Source organism: Streptomyces sp. NPDC102258 (assembly GCF_055584685.1).
The window spans coordinates 83,593-99,277 of the sequence record NZ_JBVJLO010000011.1 but is presented as its reverse complement, the minus strand read 5'-3'; the positions used below and the strand labels follow the sequence as shown (position 1 = coordinate 99,277).

Here is a 15,685-nt window from a genome sequence, read left to right as displayed (position 1 = left end):
AAGCGGAGTCCTGGGCCACTCTTCTCCCATGACCGAACGACCCGTGGTCAAACGCACCGCCCGCGCGATCCTGCTCGACGGTGACGACCTGATCCTCATCAAGCGCACCAAGCCCGGCGTCGACCCCTACTGGCTCACGCCGGGCGGGGGAGTGGAGGCCTCGGACGCCACCGTCGTCGACGCCCTCCACCGAGAACTCCACGAGGAGCTCGGCGCCAAGATCACCGACGTGGTGCCCTGCTTCGTCGACACCGTCGAGCACATCGCCTCCGGCGGCGTGACCGGCGTGAAGGTACAGCACTTCTTCGTCTGCCACCTGGAGTCGATGGACCTCACCCAACGCCACGGACCCGAGATCGACGAACCCGAGGGCGAGTACGAGATCGTCCGCGTGCCCTTCAGCCGGGTCGGCATCGCCGCGGTCCACCTGGTGCCGCTCTCCCTGCGCCACTACCTCGACGGCAACATCGAGGGGGTGCGCGCCATGCACGCCCCCGACCTGGGCTGACCGCTCGGGGAGCGGGCGGGCCCGCGTCGGACTCAGCCGGCCGCGCCCGCCAGCTCCTCGATCGCGTCGTGACGGATCCGCTCTCCGGGGATCCCGATCCGCTTGAGGGCGTCCACACCGTTGCGGATCATCGCGGGCGGCCCCGAGACAAAGGCGTCGTACGAACTCCACGGCCCGTTTTCGCCGACCGCCTGCGGCAGCTGGCCCGCCAGCCCCTCACCGATCACCGGGCGCACCGACAGCCACGGGTGGGAGCGCTGCAGGCCCAGCAGCGTGTCCTTGTCGTAGAGGTCGTGGTCGCTGCGCGCCCCGAAGAAGACCTCCATCGGCCGCCGCGCGCCGTGTCCGGCGACATCCTCGATCAGTGCCTTGATCGGCGCGATGCCGGTTCCCCCGCCCAGACAGAGCATCCCGTTGTCGGTGCTGTGGTCCACCACCATCGACCCGGCGGGCGGGCCCAGCCGCAGGACGTCGCCCGGCCGGGCGTGCCGCACCAGGGCGTTGGAGACCCAGCCCGCCGGGACGGCCTTGACGTGGAAGGACAGCAGTCCGTCGGCGCGGGGCGCCGAGGCGAAGGAGTAGTGCCGCCACACCCGGGGCCACCACGGGGTCTCCAGGCTCGTGTACTGCCCGGCGAGGAAGGGGTAGGGCTGGTCGGGACGGACCGTCAGCACCGCGATGTCCGAGGTGCGCAGATCGTGGGAGACCACCTCCGCGTGCCACCAGGCCGGGGTCGCGGCCTCCTCGGCCGCCGCGTCGATCATGGTCTGGGAGATCGCGGTGTAGGCGCGGACCCACGCCGCCTCGGTCTCCGGCCCCCAGACGGCTTCGGCGTACCGGGCCAGCGCCCCGATCAGGGCCTCGCCCACCACCGGGTAGTGGCCGGCCATGGTGCCGTACTTGCGGTGGCCGGTGCCGAGGCGGCGCAGGTACGGGGTCAGCACCGCCGGGTCGTCGATGTGCTCGGCGGCGGTGAGCAAGGCCTTCAGCAGCCGGTCCCGCTGGGTGTCCATGGCTGCCGGGAACATCTCCCGGACCTGCGGATGGCGGGTGAAGACCAGGGCGTAGAAGTACGAGGTCATCTTGTCGGCGACGGGTGCGATCTCCGCGAGGGTCCGGCGGATGAGCACGGCGTCCGGGGAGGGCTCGATCGCACCGCCCCCGGAGGGTATCCGGCCCGTCGGTCTGGCCGATCTGGTGGGCGGAGCGTCCATGCGGTGCCTCGCTTCGAGCATGTCGGTCGGGTCTGCGCGCGCCCGGTCTCGCATCTGTGGTTCCGGGTTTCACAGCGTGCCAGCCGGCCGGAGGCACTGCGGGGGAATGGGAAAACCCGCGTTCGCAGGCTCCTTCCACCTTAAGATGCTCTGGCTGCCGGGCGAAGAGGTGCCGCACCCTCATAGGTACCAAGGCTGGTGCCGGTGTTTCATGTGAAACAACAGCCTGCCCGACGGCAGCGGAGCGATGTTTCACGTGAAACGACCGCCTCGGCGACGGGAGCGGTCGGTGTTTCACGTGAAACACCGACCGGTCGGACCTTCCCAATCCCCTGGACGCCCCCCGAGCGAATGATCCACTCTGGGCCGGTGACACCAACACCGCTCATCGATCTACCCGTCCGTTCGCTGCACCCGGGCGACCGCCGTCACTGCGCTGACCTGTCCGAGGACCGCGGCTGGCTCCGTGAGGACCACAAGTGGGGACTGCTTCTGGCCGCCGGAACCGGCTACGGCGTCGACGCACCCGACGGCCGTGGGCTGGCCGCGGCCTGTGTCGTCACCCGGTACGGGGACAGCCCGGCAAAACCGGACCTCGCCGCCATCGGCATGGTGCTCGTCGCCGACCGGTACGCCCGCCAGGGCCTCGGACGCCGCCTGATGGCGCACGTCTGCGACGAGGTCCTCGCCGGCGTCCCGCTCACCCTGCACGCCACCCCGTACGGCCGCCCGCTCTACGAGGAGCTCGGTTTCGACACCACGGGCCGGGCGGAAATGGTCCGGGGCCCCTTCCGCCCCGAGCCCGGCGCCACCCCCGCCGTTCCGGTCCGGCCGGCCACGGCCGAGGACCTCGCACGGATCGTCCGCCTGGACACGGAGGTGTTCGGCACCGACCGGACCCACATCATCACGCGGCTGCCCGCCTTCGCCGACAAGGTGCTCGTCGCGGAGGACGGCGCCGGCCGCCTCATCGGCTACGCCGCCCTCTGGCCCAACATGGACACCCATGTCGTCGGCCCGTTGATCGCCCGTGACACCGCCACGGCCAAGGCCCTGGTGACCGCCCTGGCAGCCACCACCGACCGGCCCCTGCGCACCGACGTCGACGTCCGCCACGAGGAACTCCTGTCCTGGCTCAAGGACCGCGGTCTGGAGTCCCTGGCTTTCAACACCGTGATGACCCGGGACGTCCCCGGCCTGCCCGGTGACTGGACGCGCCGCTGGGCGCCGCTGACCGTTGCCGCGGGCTGACGACAGACAGAAAGGCACCACCCCATGACCGAGACCCCCTCGCCCACGGCCCCCGCGACCGAGGCGCCCGAGCTGAGCATCCGGCCCGCCACAGAAGCGGACCTGCCCGCCATCGTCGCCATGCTCGCCGACGACCCGCTGGGTGCGACCCGCGAGTCCCCGGACGATCTGACTCCGTACGTCACCGCCCTGAAGCGGCTGACCGACGACCCCCACCAGCACGTCGTCGTCGCCGTCCGCGCTGACCGGGTGGTGGGCACCCTCCAGCTCACGATCGTGCCGGGCCTCTCCCGCAAGGGGGCCACCCGCTCCATCATCGAAGGGGTCCGGGTCCACGCCGACGAGCGCGGCAGCGGTCTGGGCACCCGGTTCATCGAATGGGCCGTCGAGCGGTCCCGGGCGGAGAACTGCCAACTGGTGCAGCTCACCTCGGACGTCACGCGCACCGACGCCCACCGCTTCTACGAGCGGCTCGGCTTCACCGCCTCCCACGTCGGGTTCAAGCTCCAGCTCTGACGGCCCGGGCTCCGACCGGACCACCGTGTAGGACGGGCCGTTGTCAGCGGTCCGTCCTACGATCCGGAGGGTGAGCCGCAGCCTCCCCCTCGTCACCGTCGCCGAACGCCGCAACCGACTGGGCCGGCGGCACCGCCTGGCTCCGTCGGCCCGCGCCGCCACCGTCACCGGGGCGGCGGACGCCGTCGTCGCCCTGCACGCCACCGACGCCGCCAGCCTCTACCTCTCCGTCCGGGCCCGCTTCACCGGCGGCGGCCCGGCGCAGATCGAGCGGGCCCTGTACGAGGACGTCAGCCTGGTCCGCCTCCTGAGCATGCGGAACACCCTCTTCGCCGTATCCGCCGAGCTCGCCCCCTTCGTGGACGCGTCCACCGCCCGGGGCATCGCCGCGAAGGAACGCCGGTCCCTCCTCAAGCACCTCGCCGAGGACGGCCAGGGCCTCGACGCCGACTGGCTGGCCGCGGCCGAGGCGGCCACCCTCGACGCCCTCGACACGGGCGGCCCGGCGACCGGCAGTCAGCTCTCAGCGGCCGTCCCCGCCCTCGGGCAGAAGATCACCATCGGCCGGGGCAAGACGTACGGGGCGGAGACGGGAGTCGCCACCCGGGTGATCCGGCTGCTGGCCGCCGACGGCCGGATCCGCCGGGACCGGCCCCGAGGGGGGTGGACCTCCAGCCAGTTCCGCTGGGTACACACAGAGCCGTGGCCTCCCGTACCCGTCCTGGAGGCCCGGGCCGAAATCGCCCGCCGCTGGCTCGGCGCCTACGGGCCCGCCACCGAGGCCGACCTCAAGTGGTGGACCGGCTGGACCCTCACCGAGGTGCGCCGCGCCCTGGCCGCCGTGGGCCCCGAGGAGGTACGGCTCGACGACGGAAGCACCGCGCTCGTCTCCCCCGGCGACACCCTGACCGAACCGGCGCCGGAACCCTGGGCGGCGCTGCTGCCGGCGCTGGACCCCAGTGGCATGGGCTGGGCCGACCGGAGCTTCCACCTCGACCCCGCCCACCGGCCCGCCCTGTTCGACTACGCGGGCAACATCGGCCCGACGGTGTGGTGGAACGGCGAGATCATCGGAGGCTGGGCCCAGCGCCCCGACGGGGAGGTCGTCTGGCGGCTGCTCGCCGATCCCGGCGGAGAGGCCGCCGAGGCGGTCGCCGCGGAGGCCGCCCGGCTCGCCGACTGGGTGGGCGGCGCCCGCGTCACCCCCCGGTTCCGCACCCCGCTGGAACGCGAACTCTCCGCCTGAGCGGGACCCCTCAGCCGATGCCCCGCCAGCCCTGCGGGTCCACCCCGCCGGGCACCGGGGCCTCGGGGTCGTAGGGCTCGCGCGTGAACACGAACGACCCGAGGTCGAGGTGGCTCGGCGTACCGTCGTCGCGGCGCACGGCGCGCAGGGTCTCCCCCGCGTAATAGCCCGTCAGGCCGGTCCAGCTGCCGTCCGCTTCGGCGCGGAAACGGGCGGCGCGGCCGCTTCCGCCGGCCGGTCCCAGCTCCAGCGAGCCGTCCGCGCGCAGCCGCAGCACCTGCGCCGTGGTGCCCCAGTACCAGATTCCGCCCAGTTCCAGCGGTACGCGGTCGGCTTCCCGGAACGGCCGCCACGGCTCGGGGAAGCGCGGTTCCGCGTCCGCGACGATCCCGATCAGGTCGGTGGCCACGGTCGAAGCGGACACGCCCGAGGTGCAGTTCGACAGGACCACCGCCGCCAGGTCCTCGTCCTCGCTCAACCAGAGCCCCGCGACGAATCCCGGCAGGGAACCACCGTGGCCGGCGAGCCGCCGACCGCCGCGGTCCTCCAGTTGGAGACCGAACCCGTAGCCGCCCTCGACGGTGCCGGGCGCGGACGTGGCCGCCGGGGCGCGCATCTCCCGTACGCTCGCCGCGCCGAGCACTCGCTCGTCGCCCCGCAGCAGGAAGTCCGCGAACCTCGCCAGATCCCTGGTCGTGGACCACAGCTGTCCGGCCGGGGCCATCACCCCGAGGTCTTCCGCGGGCTCCGGCATCATCACGTCCGCCCACGGGTGCACCGCCCAGCCGCCGGCGTGCGGGGCGAGCGGCGCACCGCTCGTGCGGTCCAGACCCAGCGGCTCCAGCACCTCGGCCCGCAACACCTCTTCCCAGGGCTTCCCGCGCAGTGCCTCCACGAGCGACCCGAGCAGGGTGTAGCCGGGGTTCGAGTAGTGGAAGACCCGTCCGGGCGCGTGCTTGAAGGGCTCCTCGCCCAGGACCTCCGCCAGCCCCGGCCGCAGCCCGGCCGGTGAACGCTCCCACCAGGGGCCCGGCGTCTCGGCCGCCAGCCCGCCGGTGTGGGCGAGCAACTGGGCGACGGTCACCCCGTCGGCGCCGGTCCCTGGCAGGTGCCTGTCCAGCGGGTCCGACAGGTCCAGCAGCCCCTCGTCGCGCAGCCGCATCACCAGTACGGCCGTGAAGGTCTTGGTGATCGACCCGATCCGGTACTGCACGTTCCCGTCCGGCCCGTGGCCCGCGACGGAGGTCGCGGAGCCCTCCCAGACCAGCTCCCCGCCACGCGAGACGGCTGCCACCAGCGACGGAGTCCGCCCCTGGCTCTGCGCCACGGCGATCCGGTGCCGCAGCGCACGCCGGGTGGAGGGGAGCAGTTCCAGATCTTCAGAAAGGGCGTCCATGATCGGATGCTATGTGTTGGCCATGTCCACGAACCGCGAATAATGGCCCTGGAAGGCCACGGTGATGGTGGCCGTGGGGCCGTTACGGTGCTTGGCCACGATCAGGTCGGCCTCGCCCGCGCGGGGCGACTCCTTCTCGTACGCGTCCTCGCGGTGGAGCAGGATCACCATGTCGGCGTCCTGCTCGATGGATCCGGACTCACGCAGGTCGGAGACCATCGGCTTCTTGTCGGTGCGCTGCTCGGGGCCACGGTTCAGCTGAGACAGCGCGATCACCGGCACCTCCAGCTCCTTGGCGAGGAGCTTGAGGTTTCGGGACATGTCCGAGACCTCCTGCTGACGGCTCTCGGGGCGGCGCGAACCGCCCGACTGCATCAGCTGGAGGTAGTCGATGACGACCAGGGAGAGGTCGTTGCGCTGCTTGAGCCGACGGCACTTGGCGCGGATCTCCATCATCGACAGGTTCGGGGAGTCGTCGATGTACAGCGGGGCGGCCGAGACGTCGGGCATGCGGCGGGCGAGCCGGGTCCAGTCGTCGTCGGTCATGGTGCCCGAACGCATGTGGTGCAGCGCCACCCGGGCTTCCGCCGACAGCAGGCGCATCGCGATCTCGTTGCGGCCCATTTCGAGGGAGAAGATGACGCTGGGCAGGTTGCTCTTGATCGAGCAGGCGCGGGCGAAGTCCAGCGCGAGAGTCGACTTGCCCATGGCGGGACGGGCCGCGATGACGATCATCTGGCCCGGGTGCAGGCCGTTGGTGAGGGAGTCGAGGTCCGTGAAGCCGGTGGGCACGCCCGACATCTGGCCGGAGCGCGATCCGATCGCCTCGATCTCGTCGAGCGCGCCCTCCATGATGTCGCCCAGGGGCAGGTAGTCCTCGGATGTCCGCTGCTCGGTGACGGCGTAGATCTCGGCCTGCGCGCTGTTGACGATCTCGTCGACGTCGCCGTCCGCCGCGTATCCCATCTGCGTGATCTTCGTGCCGGCCGCTACCAGCCGGCGCAGGACGGCCCGCTCGTGGACGATCTCCGCGTAGTACTCGGCGTTCGCCGCCGTCGGCACGGACTGCACCAGGGTGTGCAGGTACGAGGCCCCGCCCACCTTGCTGATCTCGCCGCGCCGGGTGAGTTCCGCGCCGACCGTGATGGGGTCGGCCGGCTCGCCCTTGGCGTACAGGTCGAGGATGGCCTGGTAGATCGTCTCGTGCGAGGGACGGTAGAAATCGTGGCCCTTGAGGACCTCGACCACGTCGGCGATCGCGTCCTTGGACAGCAGCATGCCGCCGAGGACCGACTGCTCGGCGTCGAGGTCCTGGGGGGGAACGCGCTCGAAGCCGCTTCCGCCGCCGTCCCACGCGCCGCCCTCGCGGCCCTGGTCGTCCCCGCGGCCGCGGGCTTCGCCGTTACGGCGCGTGCGGGCGGGCAGACGGTCACTGGGACCGCTGTCGGCCCAGGGGTCGTCCATGGGCTCGGGCATACTCACCGGGCCGCCTCCTCCCGTCCGCAACGCGGACCTTGCCGTGCCACTCTTTCTACGACACGGCTCTGACATTCGGGACGCCCGAATCGGCTCTCGGCGCGTCGGGCAACGCCCAACGGTAGGGCCGCGGGCGACGTCAGCCAATCTTGTTATCCACAGGCTGTGTGGATGAGATGTGGACGACGGAGCCAATGCTGTGGGTAACTCGCCCGAAGCTGTGCACGGACCGGGGGACGGCGCTGTGGACAAAATCACCAACCCCACCCCATCACCTGCCCTGACCTGCGATTTCTTCCACGATGAACTGTGGGAAAGAAATTTCTTGGCCACTGTCTCAAGATCGCCTCCAACGGGGTGCGGAGAACGCCCAAATCAGCGCCACGGTAAGGATCGCTAGTACCTTGCATCCATTACCTGTGGAAGATTAGATTGAGACCATGAATCAGGCTCCCGTCGCGCCCACGACCGCCCCGAGACGGCACGACCGCGAGATCCTCGCACTCGCCGTCCCGGCCTTCGGCGCGCTCGTCGCCGAGCCCCTCTTCCTGATGGCCGACAGTGCCATCGTGGGCCACCTCGGCACCCCCCAGCTGGCCGGCCTGGGCATCGCCGCCGCTCTGCTCACCACCGCCGTGAGCGTCTTCGTCTTCCTCGCCTACGCCACCACCGCGGCCGTCGCCCGACGGGTCGGGGCGGGCGACCTGCGGGCGGCGATCCGGCAGGGCATGGACGGCATCTGGCTCGCCCTGCTGCTCGGCGCGGCCGTCGCCGCCGTGGTACTGCCGACCGCCCCCTGGCTGATCTCCCTCTTCGGCGCCTCGGACACCGTCACCTCGTACGCGGTGACGTACCTGCGGATCTCCGCGCTCGGCATACCGGCCATGCTCATGGTGCTGGCCGCCACCGGCGTCATACGCGGCCTCCAGGACACCCGGACCCCGCTCTACGTGGCCATCGGCGGGTTCACCCTGAACGGCGGGCTGAACATGGCCCTGGTCTACGGCGCGGGCCTCGGCATCGCGGGATCGGCCTGGGGCACCGTCATCGCCCAGTGCGCCATGGCCGCCGCGTATCTCGTCGTGGTCGTACGCGGAGCCCGGCGCCACCACGCCTACCTGCGGCCGGACGCCGCCGGCATACGCGCCTGTGCCCAGGCGGGCGCACCCCTGCTGGTCCGCACCCTCTCCCTGCGCGCCATCCTGATGATCGCGACCGCCGTGGCCGCCCGGCTGGGGGACGCCGACATAGCGGCCCACCAGATCCTGCTGTCCCTGTGGAGCCTGCTCGCCTTCGCCCTCGACGCCATCGCGATCGCCGGCCAGGCCATCATCGGCCGCTACCTCGGCGCCGGGGACACCGCGGGCGCCAAGGCGGTCTGCCGCCGCATGGTCCAGTGGGGCGTCGTCGCGGGCCTTGTCCTGGGCCTGCTGGTCGTCCTGGCCCGGCCCGTGTTCATCCCGCTCTTCACCGGTGACCCGGCCGTCAAGGACGCCCTGCTGCCCGCCTTGCTCGTCGTGGCACTCGCCCAGCCGGTCTGCGGAGTCGTCTTCGTCCTGGACGGCGTGCTCATGGGGGCCGGCGACGGCCCCTATCTCGCCCGCGCCATGCTGGTGACGCTCGCCGTCTTCGTCCCCACGGCCCTGCTCGTCCCGGCCTACGGGGGCGGCCTGACCGCCCTCTGGTGGGCGATGACGCTGATGATGCTGGTGCGCATGGCCACTCTCCAGCTGCGCGCCCGCTCGGGCCGCTGGCTGGTCGCGGGCGCCACCCGCTGACGTTTCACGTGAAACATAGGCTCGCAGGCACAGACCACAGCCACAGACGCCCACGAGACACCGTGCATGTTTCACGTGAAACGAAGAAGGGCCGCACCCCAGCGGGGTGCGGCCCTTCCTGCGCTGCCCTTAGGCGGCGACGACCTCGATGCCCACGTTCGCGGCGACCTCGGCGTGCAGACGCACGGAGACCTGGTACGAACCGAGGGTCTTGATCGGGGAGCCCAGCTCCACGCGACGCTTGTCGACCTTCGGGCCACCGGACGCCTCGATCGCCGCAGCGATGTCGGACGGCGTCACGGAGCCGAACAGACGACCGGCGTCACCCGCGCGGGTGGCCAGACGGACCTTGACACCCTCAAGCTTGGCCTTGAACTCGTTGGCCTGCTCGATGGTCGCGATCTCGTGGATCTTGCGGGCGCGGCGGATCTGCGCCACGTCCTTCTCGCCACCCTTGGTCCAGCGGATCGCGAAACCACGCGGGACCAGGTAGTTGCGAGCGTAACCGTCCTTGACGTCGACGACATCGCCGGCGGCACCGAGGCCAGAAACCTCGTGGGTCAGGATGATCTTCATTAGTCGGTCACCCTTTCCTTATCGCGCGGTGGACGTGTAGGGCAGCAGCGCCATCTCACGGCTGTTCTTCACGGCCGTGGCGACGTCACGCTGGTGCTGCGTGCAGTTGCCGGTAACGCGGCGGGCACGGATCTTGCCACGGTCGGAAATGAACTTCCGCAGCATGTTCGTGTCCTTGTAGTCCACGTACGCGGTCTTGTCCTTGCAGAACGCGCAGACCTTCTTCTTAGGCTTGCGCACAGGCGGCTTCGCCATTGTGTCTCTCCTGTGTGATCAAGAAGTGGGGATGGAGCAGCCCTTAGAAGGGCGGCTCGTCCGAGTAGCCACCGCCGGAGCCGCCGGAGCTTCCGCCCCAGCCGCCCCCGCTGCTGCCGCCCTGCTGCTGGCCACCGGCCGGCGCGCTGGACGCCCACGGGTCGTCGGAGGGTGCTCCGCCGCCCTGAGGGGCGCCGCCACTGGGGGCTCCGCCCCAGCCGCCGCCACCGCCACCCTGCTGCTGCTGGCCGCCACCGCCGCCGTATCCACCCTGGCCACCGCGACCGGTGGTCTTGGCGACCTTGGCCGTGGCGGTCTTCAGGCTGGGGCCGACTTCCTCGACGTCCAGCTCGTAGACCGTGCGCTTGACACCCTCACGGTCCTCGTACGACCGCTGCTTCAGCCGGCCCTGCACGATGACGCGCATGCCCCGCTGAAGGGACTCGGCGACGTTTTCCGCCGCCTGACGCCAGACCGAGCAGGTGAGGAACAGGCCTTCGCCGTCCTTCCACTCATTGGTCTGCTTGTCGAAGATGCGGGGAGTGGACGCGACACGGAACTTCGCGACCGCCGCACCCGAGGGGGTGAAGCGCAGCTCGGGGTCGTCGACGAGATTGCCGACGACCGTGATGACGGTCTCGCCTGCCATGGATGAACCTCTCGGCGGGGATTGCTGCTGGGCTGCTGTGCTACTCGGTCCCGATTACCGCTGAACCGAAGTTCAGTGGGTCTCGGGGCGAAGGACCTTGGTCCGGAGAACCGACTCGTTCAGGTTCATCTGTCGGTCAAGCTCCTTGACGACCGCAGGCTCGGCCTGAAGGTCGATGACCGAGTAGATGCCCTCGGGCTTCTTCTTGATCTCGTAAGCGAGACGACGACGGCCCCAGGTGTCGACCTTCTCGACCTTTCCGTTGCCCTCACGGACGACGGAGAGGAAGTTCTCGATCAGCGGGGAGACAGCGCGCTCCTCGAGATCGGGGTCGAGGATGACCATCACTTCGTAGTGACGCATGTGGAACCCACCTCCTTTGGACTCAGCGGCCACGGTCGTTCCGTGGCAGGAGGGTCGTGATGCGTGCGCACGGCGTCCGAGAGCAGACACCGCGCAGACCGTACAGACTACCCCGTCGACTCCTTCCGGTTGAAATCCGGCAGGAGAGGGCCACAATCTGTAAGCACCGGGTGTGTGCGGTGCTATGTCCTCCGGCTCAGGCGGGAGGCGGCTCGCCCCACTGTTCTGCTGCAGCCAGGAGGTAGCTTCCGATGGCACAGGCAATGCGACGCCAGTCCTCGCAGTCGATCTCGCTCTTCTCCACCGACGGCAAGCCCCACCCGCTCCAGGACGCCCTGATGGCGGTCACCCTCGTACTCGGCGCCGTGGCGTTCGTCACTGCGTTCTTCCACAATCTGCACCTGCTCAGCTCCTGGGCGGGGCTGGTCGGCATCGTGACCGGGCTGTACGGCCAGTTCATCTCGGTCACGACACGCGAGCGCTTCGCACTGATCATCGGCCTTGGCGCGTCTGCCATCGGCTTCTTCCTCGGCATGGCACACGGGGGCCTCTTCGGCGGCTGGCTGGGCTGACCGGGGGACCTCCGCGACGGGGCGCCGGCCTCAGGCAGGCCCGGGCTCCGGCCCGTCCCCCAGAAGGGTGGCGCCCCTGTCGCAGTAGGCTTCGCGCCATAGCCAGCGAAGCCGCCGGAGGAGACACCCCGCATGAGCCTGTCCCTGAGCACCATCAGCCGAGAGCAGCATCTGGCCTACCTCCAGAGCCTGCCCTCGGCTAGCCACTGCCAGGTCCCGGCATGGGCCGACGTCAAGAACGAGTGGCGCTCGGAGAACCTCGGCTGGTTCAACCAGTCCGGCGAACTCGTCGGCGCCGCTCTCGTGTTGTACCGGCAGTTGCCCAAGGTGAAGCGGTACCTCGCGTACCTCCCCGAGGGCCCGGTCATCAACTGGTACGCCCCCAACCTGGAGGAATGGCTCCAGCCGATGCTGGCGCACCTGAAGAACCAGGGCGCCTTCACCGTGAAGATGGGCCCGCCCGTCGTCATCCGCCGCTGGAACTCGGCCGCCATCAAGGCCGGCATCCAGGACCCGGACGTCAAGCGCCTGCGCGACGTGGAGGCCTCGGTCATCGAGCCCCGCGCCTTCGAGGTCTCCGACAAGCTGCGCCGCATGGGCTGGCAGCAGGCCGAGGACGGCGGCGCCGGCTTCGGGGACGTCCAGCCCCGCTACGTCTTCCAGGTGCCGCTGGCGAACCGTTCGCTGGACGACGTCCTCAAGGGCTTCAACCAGCTGTGGCGCCGCAACATCAAGAAGGCCGAGAAGGCCGGCGTCGAGGTCGTCCAGGGCGGTTACGACGACCTGCCGACCTGGCAGTACCTGTACGAGATCACCGCCGAGCGCGACAAGTTCCGCCCGCGCCCGCTCAGCTACTTCCAGCGCCAGTGGACGGCCCTCAACTCCGAGGACCCCAACCGCATGCGGCTGTACATCGCCCAGCACGAGGGGGAGCCGCTGGCCGCCGCCACGATGCTCACCGTCGGCCAGCACGTCTGGTACTCCTACGGCGCCTCCGCCAACCACAAGCGCGAGGTCCGGCCCTCGAACGCGATGCAGTGGCGCATGCTGCGCGACTCGTACGCACTCGGCGCGAGCGTCTACGACCTGCGCGGCATCAGCGACACGCTGGACGAGAACGACCACCTGTTCGGCCTGATCCAGTTCAAGGTCGGCACGGGCGGCGAGGCCGTCGAGTACGTCGGCGAATGGGACTTCCCGCTCAACAAGGTGCTCCACAAGGCGCTCGACATCTACATGTCCCGCCGCTGACCCCGCCCCACCCACCCCCACACACCGCACCGCTGCCGCACCGGGCAGCGTTCCCAGAGAGGCTCCGGACGGGCATGGCGCTCACGCTCTACGTCGACACCGCGCGCTGGCGTGCGCACCAGAAGCAGATCACCAACCAGTTCCCCGGACTGATCCCGGTCTGCAAGGGCAACGGCTACGGCTTCGGCCACGAGCGGCTGTGCGAGGAGGCGACCCGGATGGGCGCCGACGTCCTGGCCGTGGGAACCACGTACGAGGCCGCCAGGATCAAGGACTGGTTCGGCGGCGACCTGCTGGTCCTGACCCCGTTCCGGCGGGGCGAGGAGCCGGTACCGCTGCCCGACCGGGTCATCCGCTCGGTCTCGTCGGTGGACGGGGTCCGCGGCCTGGTCGGCGCCCGCGTGGTCATCGAGTGCATGAGCTCGATGCGCCGCCACGGCATCTCCGAGCAGGACCTCGGTCTGCTCCACTCGGCGATCGAGGACGTCCGGCTGGAGGGCTTCGCCCTGCACCTGCCCCTGGACCGCCCCGACGGCTCGGACGCCGTCGAGGAGGTCATCGGCTGGATGGACCGGCTGCGGGCGGCCCGGCTGCCGCTGCACACCATGTTCGTCAGCCACCTGCGGGCCGAGGAGCTGGCACGGCTCCAGCAGCAGTTCCCGCAGACCCGCTTCCGGGCCCGGATCGGCACCCGGCTGTGGCTGGGCGACCACGAGGCGACCCAGTACCGGGGCGCCGTCCTGGACGTCACCCGGGTGGCCAAGGGCGACCGCTTCGGCTACCGCCAGCAGAAGGCCGCCTCCGACGGCTGGCTGGTCGTCGTCGCGGGCGGCACCTCGCACGGGGTGGGCCTGGAGGCCCCGAAGGCCCTGCACGGGGTCATGCCGCGCGCCAAGGGCGTCGCCCGCGCCGGCCTGGCCACCGTCAACCGCAACCTCTCGCCCTTCGTCTGGGCGGGCAAGCAGCGCTGGTTCGCGGAGCCGCCGCACATGCAGGTGTCGATCCTGTTCGTGCCCTCGGACGCGACCGAGCCCAAGGTCGGCGACGAACTGGTGGCGCACCTGCGGCACACCACCACCACCTTCGACCGGGTGCTCGACGCCTGAGCACCCCCTCGGTCAGTGCCGGGGCTCCGTGCCCCAGTCGACCCGCTGTCCCTGTGAAGGCGCCGCGTACCGCGGCGCCTTCGCCTTGTCCGAGAGCGTGAACACGTCCTCAGCCCCGTCCAGGACACCTCCGGAGGGGTCGTCCGAACCGTCGCGCCGTACGACGTCCCGCTCCGGCAGCAGGATGTCCCGTACGACGACGGCGCACAGGTAGAGCGTGGCCAGCAGGTGGGCGGCGATGGCCACCTGGTAGCCCTCCACAGGCAGGCCCTGGTGCTTGTCCCCGCTGGTCGTGTAGGCGAGGTAGAGCCAGATCCCGAAGAAGTACGCGATCTCGCCGGCCTGCCAGATCAGGAAGTCCCGCCAGCGCGGCCGGGCCAGGGCGGCCAGCGGGATGAGCCACAGCACGTACTGCGGCGAGTAGACCTTGTTTGCCAGGATGAACGCGGCGACGGCCAGGAAGGCCAGCTGGGCGAAGCGGGGCCGCCTGGGGGCCGTCAGCGCGAGCAGTCCGATGCCCAGGCACAGCAGCAGGGTCAGCCCGGTCGCGTACGTGTTGGCCCCCTCCAGGGGGTTCCCGGTGCGCTGAGAGATCAGCAGCCAGACCGAGCCGAAGTCGATGGGCCGCTCCTGGCTGAACACGTAGAACCGCTTCCAGCCGTCCCACGCGAGGAACATGACCGGGGCGTTCACCACGAGCCAGGACACGACGGCGCCCAGGGCGGCGGCGCCGAACGCCCGCCACTTCCCGGCCCGCCAGCACAGGACGAACAGCACCCCGAGCAGCAGCACGGGATAGAGCTTGGCCGCGGTCGCCAGGCCGATGAAGACGCCGGCGAGCAGCGGACGGCTCCGCGCCCACATCAGCATCGCCACGGCCGCCAGGGCGACGGCGGGCAGGTCCCAGTTGATGGTCGCGTTGAGCGCGAGGGCCGGGGCGAGGGCGACGAGCAGGGCGTCCCAGGGACGGCGGCGGTGGGTGCGGGCGACACAGACGGCGATGACGACGGCGCAGGCCATCAGCATGCCCGCGTTGGCCATCCAGTACATCTGCTCGCGGTGCTGGATGCTCCCGGACGAGGGCGTCAGCCAGGCGGCGACCTGCATGAAGGCACCGGTGAGCACCGGGTACTCCAGGTACTGCATGCCGCCGTACTTCGGGTCGGCCGCGACGTCGGGGAAGCGGTCGAGGTAGGGCACGAGGCCGTCGGCGAAGCCGCGGGCGGAGTACAGGTGCGGGATGTCGGAGTAGCAGGCGTGCGTGTACTGCGAGCCCGCTCCCCGGAACCACGCCCAGTCGTAGCAGGGCACCTTCTGGACCATGCCGAGCGCGAACATGCCGATGGCCACGAGGACCACGACGCGGACCGGGTTCAGCCAGTGGCCGCCGAGCCGGGCGCGGCGGCCGATGGGGCCGCCGATGAGTTCGCTGCCGGCGGCGGAGACCTCGTCCTGCTGCGTGGGCAGTACGGGCCGGTCCTCGTGCACCTGGGTCATGCGCTCATCCTGCCGTACGGGAGCGGACGCG

16 protein-coding genes are annotated in these 15,685 nt (G+C 70.6%); 8 read left to right on the top strand and 8 right to left on the bottom strand.

Annotated elements, in window-relative coordinates; all coding sequences use genetic code 11:
* Nucleotides 1-28: 28 nt before the first annotated feature.
* A complete protein-coding gene (locus ACZ6ZT_RS20015; protein WP_469720820.1) occupies nt 29-508 on the top strand; it encodes an NUDIX domain-containing protein in 480 nt (159 codons plus the stop codon).
* Nucleotides 509-540: 32 nt separating this feature from the next.
* On the opposite strand, the gene ACZ6ZT_RS20010 is transcribed toward ACZ6ZT_RS20015, so the two are convergent.
* Complete coding sequence (locus ACZ6ZT_RS20010) at nt 541-1,722, bottom strand: globin domain-containing protein (protein WP_469720819.1); 1,182 nt, start codon at nt 1,720-1,722, stop codon at nt 541-543.
* A gap of 369 nt (nt 1,723-2,091) precedes the next feature.
* Between ACZ6ZT_RS20010 and ACZ6ZT_RS20005 the strand changes: the two genes are divergently transcribed.
* The 3 genes from ACZ6ZT_RS20005 to ACZ6ZT_RS19995 all read left to right on the top strand — a co-directional run bounded on the left by ACZ6ZT_RS20005 (nt 2,092) and on the right by ACZ6ZT_RS19995 (nt 4,735).
* Entirely contained in the window at nt 2,092-2,973 is an 882-nt protein-coding gene (locus ACZ6ZT_RS20005) for a GNAT family N-acetyltransferase (RefSeq protein ID WP_469720817.1), read from the top strand.
* Between the two features lie 24 nt (nt 2,974-2,997).
* Nucleotides 2,998-3,489 (top strand): GNAT family N-acetyltransferase, encoded by a 492-nt coding sequence (locus ACZ6ZT_RS20000; protein ID WP_469720815.1) that lies wholly within the window; start codon nt 2,998-3,000, stop codon nt 3,487-3,489.
* A 70-nt stretch (nt 3,490-3,559) separates the two neighbouring features.
* Nucleotides 3,560-4,735 (top strand): winged helix DNA-binding domain-containing protein, encoded by a 1,176-nt coding sequence (locus tag ACZ6ZT_RS19995; RefSeq protein ID WP_469720813.1) that lies wholly within the window; start codon nt 3,560-3,562, stop codon nt 4,733-4,735.
* A gap of 10 nt (nt 4,736-4,745) precedes the next feature.
* On the opposite strand, the gene ACZ6ZT_RS19990 is transcribed toward ACZ6ZT_RS19995, so the two are convergent.
* Nucleotides 4,746-6,131, bottom strand: a complete 1,386-nt coding sequence (locus tag ACZ6ZT_RS19990; RefSeq protein WP_469720811.1) for a serine hydrolase domain-containing protein — start codon at nt 6,129-6,131, stop codon at nt 4,746-4,748.
* Nucleotides 6,132-6,140: 9 nt separating this feature from the next.
* Complete coding sequence (dnaB, locus tag ACZ6ZT_RS19985; protein ID WP_469721035.1) at nt 6,141-7,595, bottom strand: replicative DNA helicase; 1,455 nt, start codon at nt 7,593-7,595, stop codon at nt 6,141-6,143.
* A gap of 452 nt (nt 7,596-8,047) precedes the next feature.
* On the opposite strand from dnaB, the gene ACZ6ZT_RS19980 reads away from it, so the two are divergent.
* Nucleotides 8,048-9,385, top strand: coding sequence for an MATE family efflux transporter (locus ACZ6ZT_RS19980; RefSeq protein ID WP_469720810.1), 1,338 nt, complete (start codon nt 8,048-8,050; stop codon nt 9,383-9,385).
* A gap of 129 nt (nt 9,386-9,514) precedes the next feature.
* Here the strand turns inward: ACZ6ZT_RS19980 and rplI are convergent, their stop codons facing one another.
* From rplI to rpsF, 4 genes are all read right to left on the bottom strand, one after another.
* Nucleotides 9,515-9,961, bottom strand: a complete 447-nt coding sequence (gene rplI / locus ACZ6ZT_RS19975) for a 50S ribosomal protein L9 (RefSeq protein ID WP_469720808.1) — start codon at nt 9,959-9,961, stop codon at nt 9,515-9,517.
* An 18-nt stretch (nt 9,962-9,979) separates the two neighbouring features.
* Nucleotides 9,980-10,216 (bottom strand): 30S ribosomal protein S18, encoded by a 237-nt coding sequence (rpsR, locus tag ACZ6ZT_RS19970; RefSeq protein WP_005315025.1) that lies wholly within the window; start codon nt 10,214-10,216, stop codon nt 9,980-9,982.
* Between the two features lie 43 nt (nt 10,217-10,259).
* Nucleotides 10,260-10,865, bottom strand: coding sequence for a single-stranded DNA-binding protein (locus tag ACZ6ZT_RS19965; protein ID WP_469720807.1), 606 nt, complete (start codon nt 10,863-10,865; stop codon nt 10,260-10,262).
* 72 nt (nt 10,866-10,937) lie between these two features.
* A complete protein-coding gene (gene rpsF / locus ACZ6ZT_RS19960; RefSeq protein ID WP_004950685.1) occupies nt 10,938-11,228 on the bottom strand; it encodes a 30S ribosomal protein S6 in 291 nt (96 codons plus the stop codon).
* A gap of 251 nt (nt 11,229-11,479) precedes the next feature.
* Between rpsF and ACZ6ZT_RS19955 the strand changes: the two genes are divergently transcribed.
* From ACZ6ZT_RS19955 to ACZ6ZT_RS19945, 3 genes are all read left to right on the top strand, one after another.
* Nucleotides 11,480-11,800: a hypothetical protein gene (locus tag ACZ6ZT_RS19955; RefSeq protein WP_469720805.1), complete on the top strand. Its 321-nt coding sequence runs from the start codon at nt 11,480-11,482 to the stop codon at nt 11,798-11,800.
* A 132-nt stretch (nt 11,801-11,932) separates the two neighbouring features.
* Nucleotides 11,933-13,051, top strand: coding sequence for a lipid II:glycine glycyltransferase FemX (locus ACZ6ZT_RS19950; RefSeq protein WP_393712533.1), 1,119 nt, complete (start codon nt 11,933-11,935; stop codon nt 13,049-13,051).
* Nucleotides 13,052-13,125: 74 nt separating this feature from the next.
* Nucleotides 13,126-14,157, top strand: a complete 1,032-nt coding sequence (locus tag ACZ6ZT_RS19945; RefSeq protein WP_469720803.1) for an alanine racemase — start codon at nt 13,126-13,128, stop codon at nt 14,155-14,157.
* Nucleotides 14,158-14,169: 12 nt separating this feature from the next.
* On the opposite strand, the gene ACZ6ZT_RS19940 is transcribed toward ACZ6ZT_RS19945, so the two are convergent.
* Nucleotides 14,170-15,654, bottom strand: coding sequence for a glycosyltransferase family 87 protein (locus ACZ6ZT_RS19940; RefSeq protein WP_469720801.1), 1,485 nt, complete (start codon nt 15,652-15,654; stop codon nt 14,170-14,172).
* Between the last annotated feature and the right edge of the window lie 31 nt (nt 15,655-15,685).

Bases quoted from the DNA above. Each gene is read 5' to 3' on its own strand.
- ACZ6ZT_RS20015 (WP_469720820.1), top strand. From the start codon at position 29: ATGACCGAACGACCCGTGGTCAAACGCACCGCCCGCGCGATCCTGCTC.
- ACZ6ZT_RS20010 (WP_469720819.1), bottom strand. From the start codon at position 1,722: ATGGACGCTCCGCCCACCAGATCGGCCAGACCGACGGGCCGGATACCC.
- ACZ6ZT_RS20000 (WP_469720815.1), top strand. From the start codon at position 2,998: ATGACCGAGACCCCCTCGCCCACGGCCCCCGCGACCGAGGCGCCCGAG.
- ACZ6ZT_RS19990 (WP_469720811.1), bottom strand. From the start codon at position 6,131: ATGGACGCCCTTTCTGAAGATCTGGAACTGCTCCCCTCCACCCGGCGT.
- dnaB (WP_469721035.1), bottom strand. From the start codon at position 7,595: ATGGACGACCCCTGGGCCGACAGCGGTCCCAGTGACCGTCTGCCCGCC.
- ACZ6ZT_RS19980 (WP_469720810.1), top strand. From the start codon at position 8,048: ATGAATCAGGCTCCCGTCGCGCCCACGACCGCCCCGAGACGGCACGAC.
- rplI (WP_469720808.1), bottom strand. From the start codon at position 9,961: ATGAAGATCATCCTGACCCACGAGGTTTCTGGCCTCGGTGCCGCCGGC.
- rpsR (WP_005315025.1), bottom strand. From the start codon at position 10,216: ATGGCGAAGCCGCCTGTGCGCAAGCCTAAGAAGAAGGTCTGCGCGTTC.
- ACZ6ZT_RS19965 (WP_469720807.1), bottom strand. From the start codon at position 10,865: ATGGCAGGCGAGACCGTCATCACGGTCGTCGGCAATCTCGTCGACGAC.
- rpsF (WP_004950685.1), bottom strand. From the start codon at position 11,228: ATGCGTCACTACGAAGTGATGGTCATCCTCGACCCCGATCTCGAGGAG.
- ACZ6ZT_RS19955 (WP_469720805.1), top strand. From the start codon at position 11,480: ATGGCACAGGCAATGCGACGCCAGTCCTCGCAGTCGATCTCGCTCTTC.
- ACZ6ZT_RS19950 (WP_393712533.1), top strand. From the start codon at position 11,933: ATGAGCCTGTCCCTGAGCACCATCAGCCGAGAGCAGCATCTGGCCTAC.
- ACZ6ZT_RS19945 (WP_469720803.1), top strand. From the start codon at position 13,126: ATGGCGCTCACGCTCTACGTCGACACCGCGCGCTGGCGTGCGCACCAG.
- ACZ6ZT_RS19940 (WP_469720801.1), bottom strand. From the start codon at position 15,654: ATGACCCAGGTGCACGAGGACCGGCCCGTACTGCCCACGCAGCAGGAC.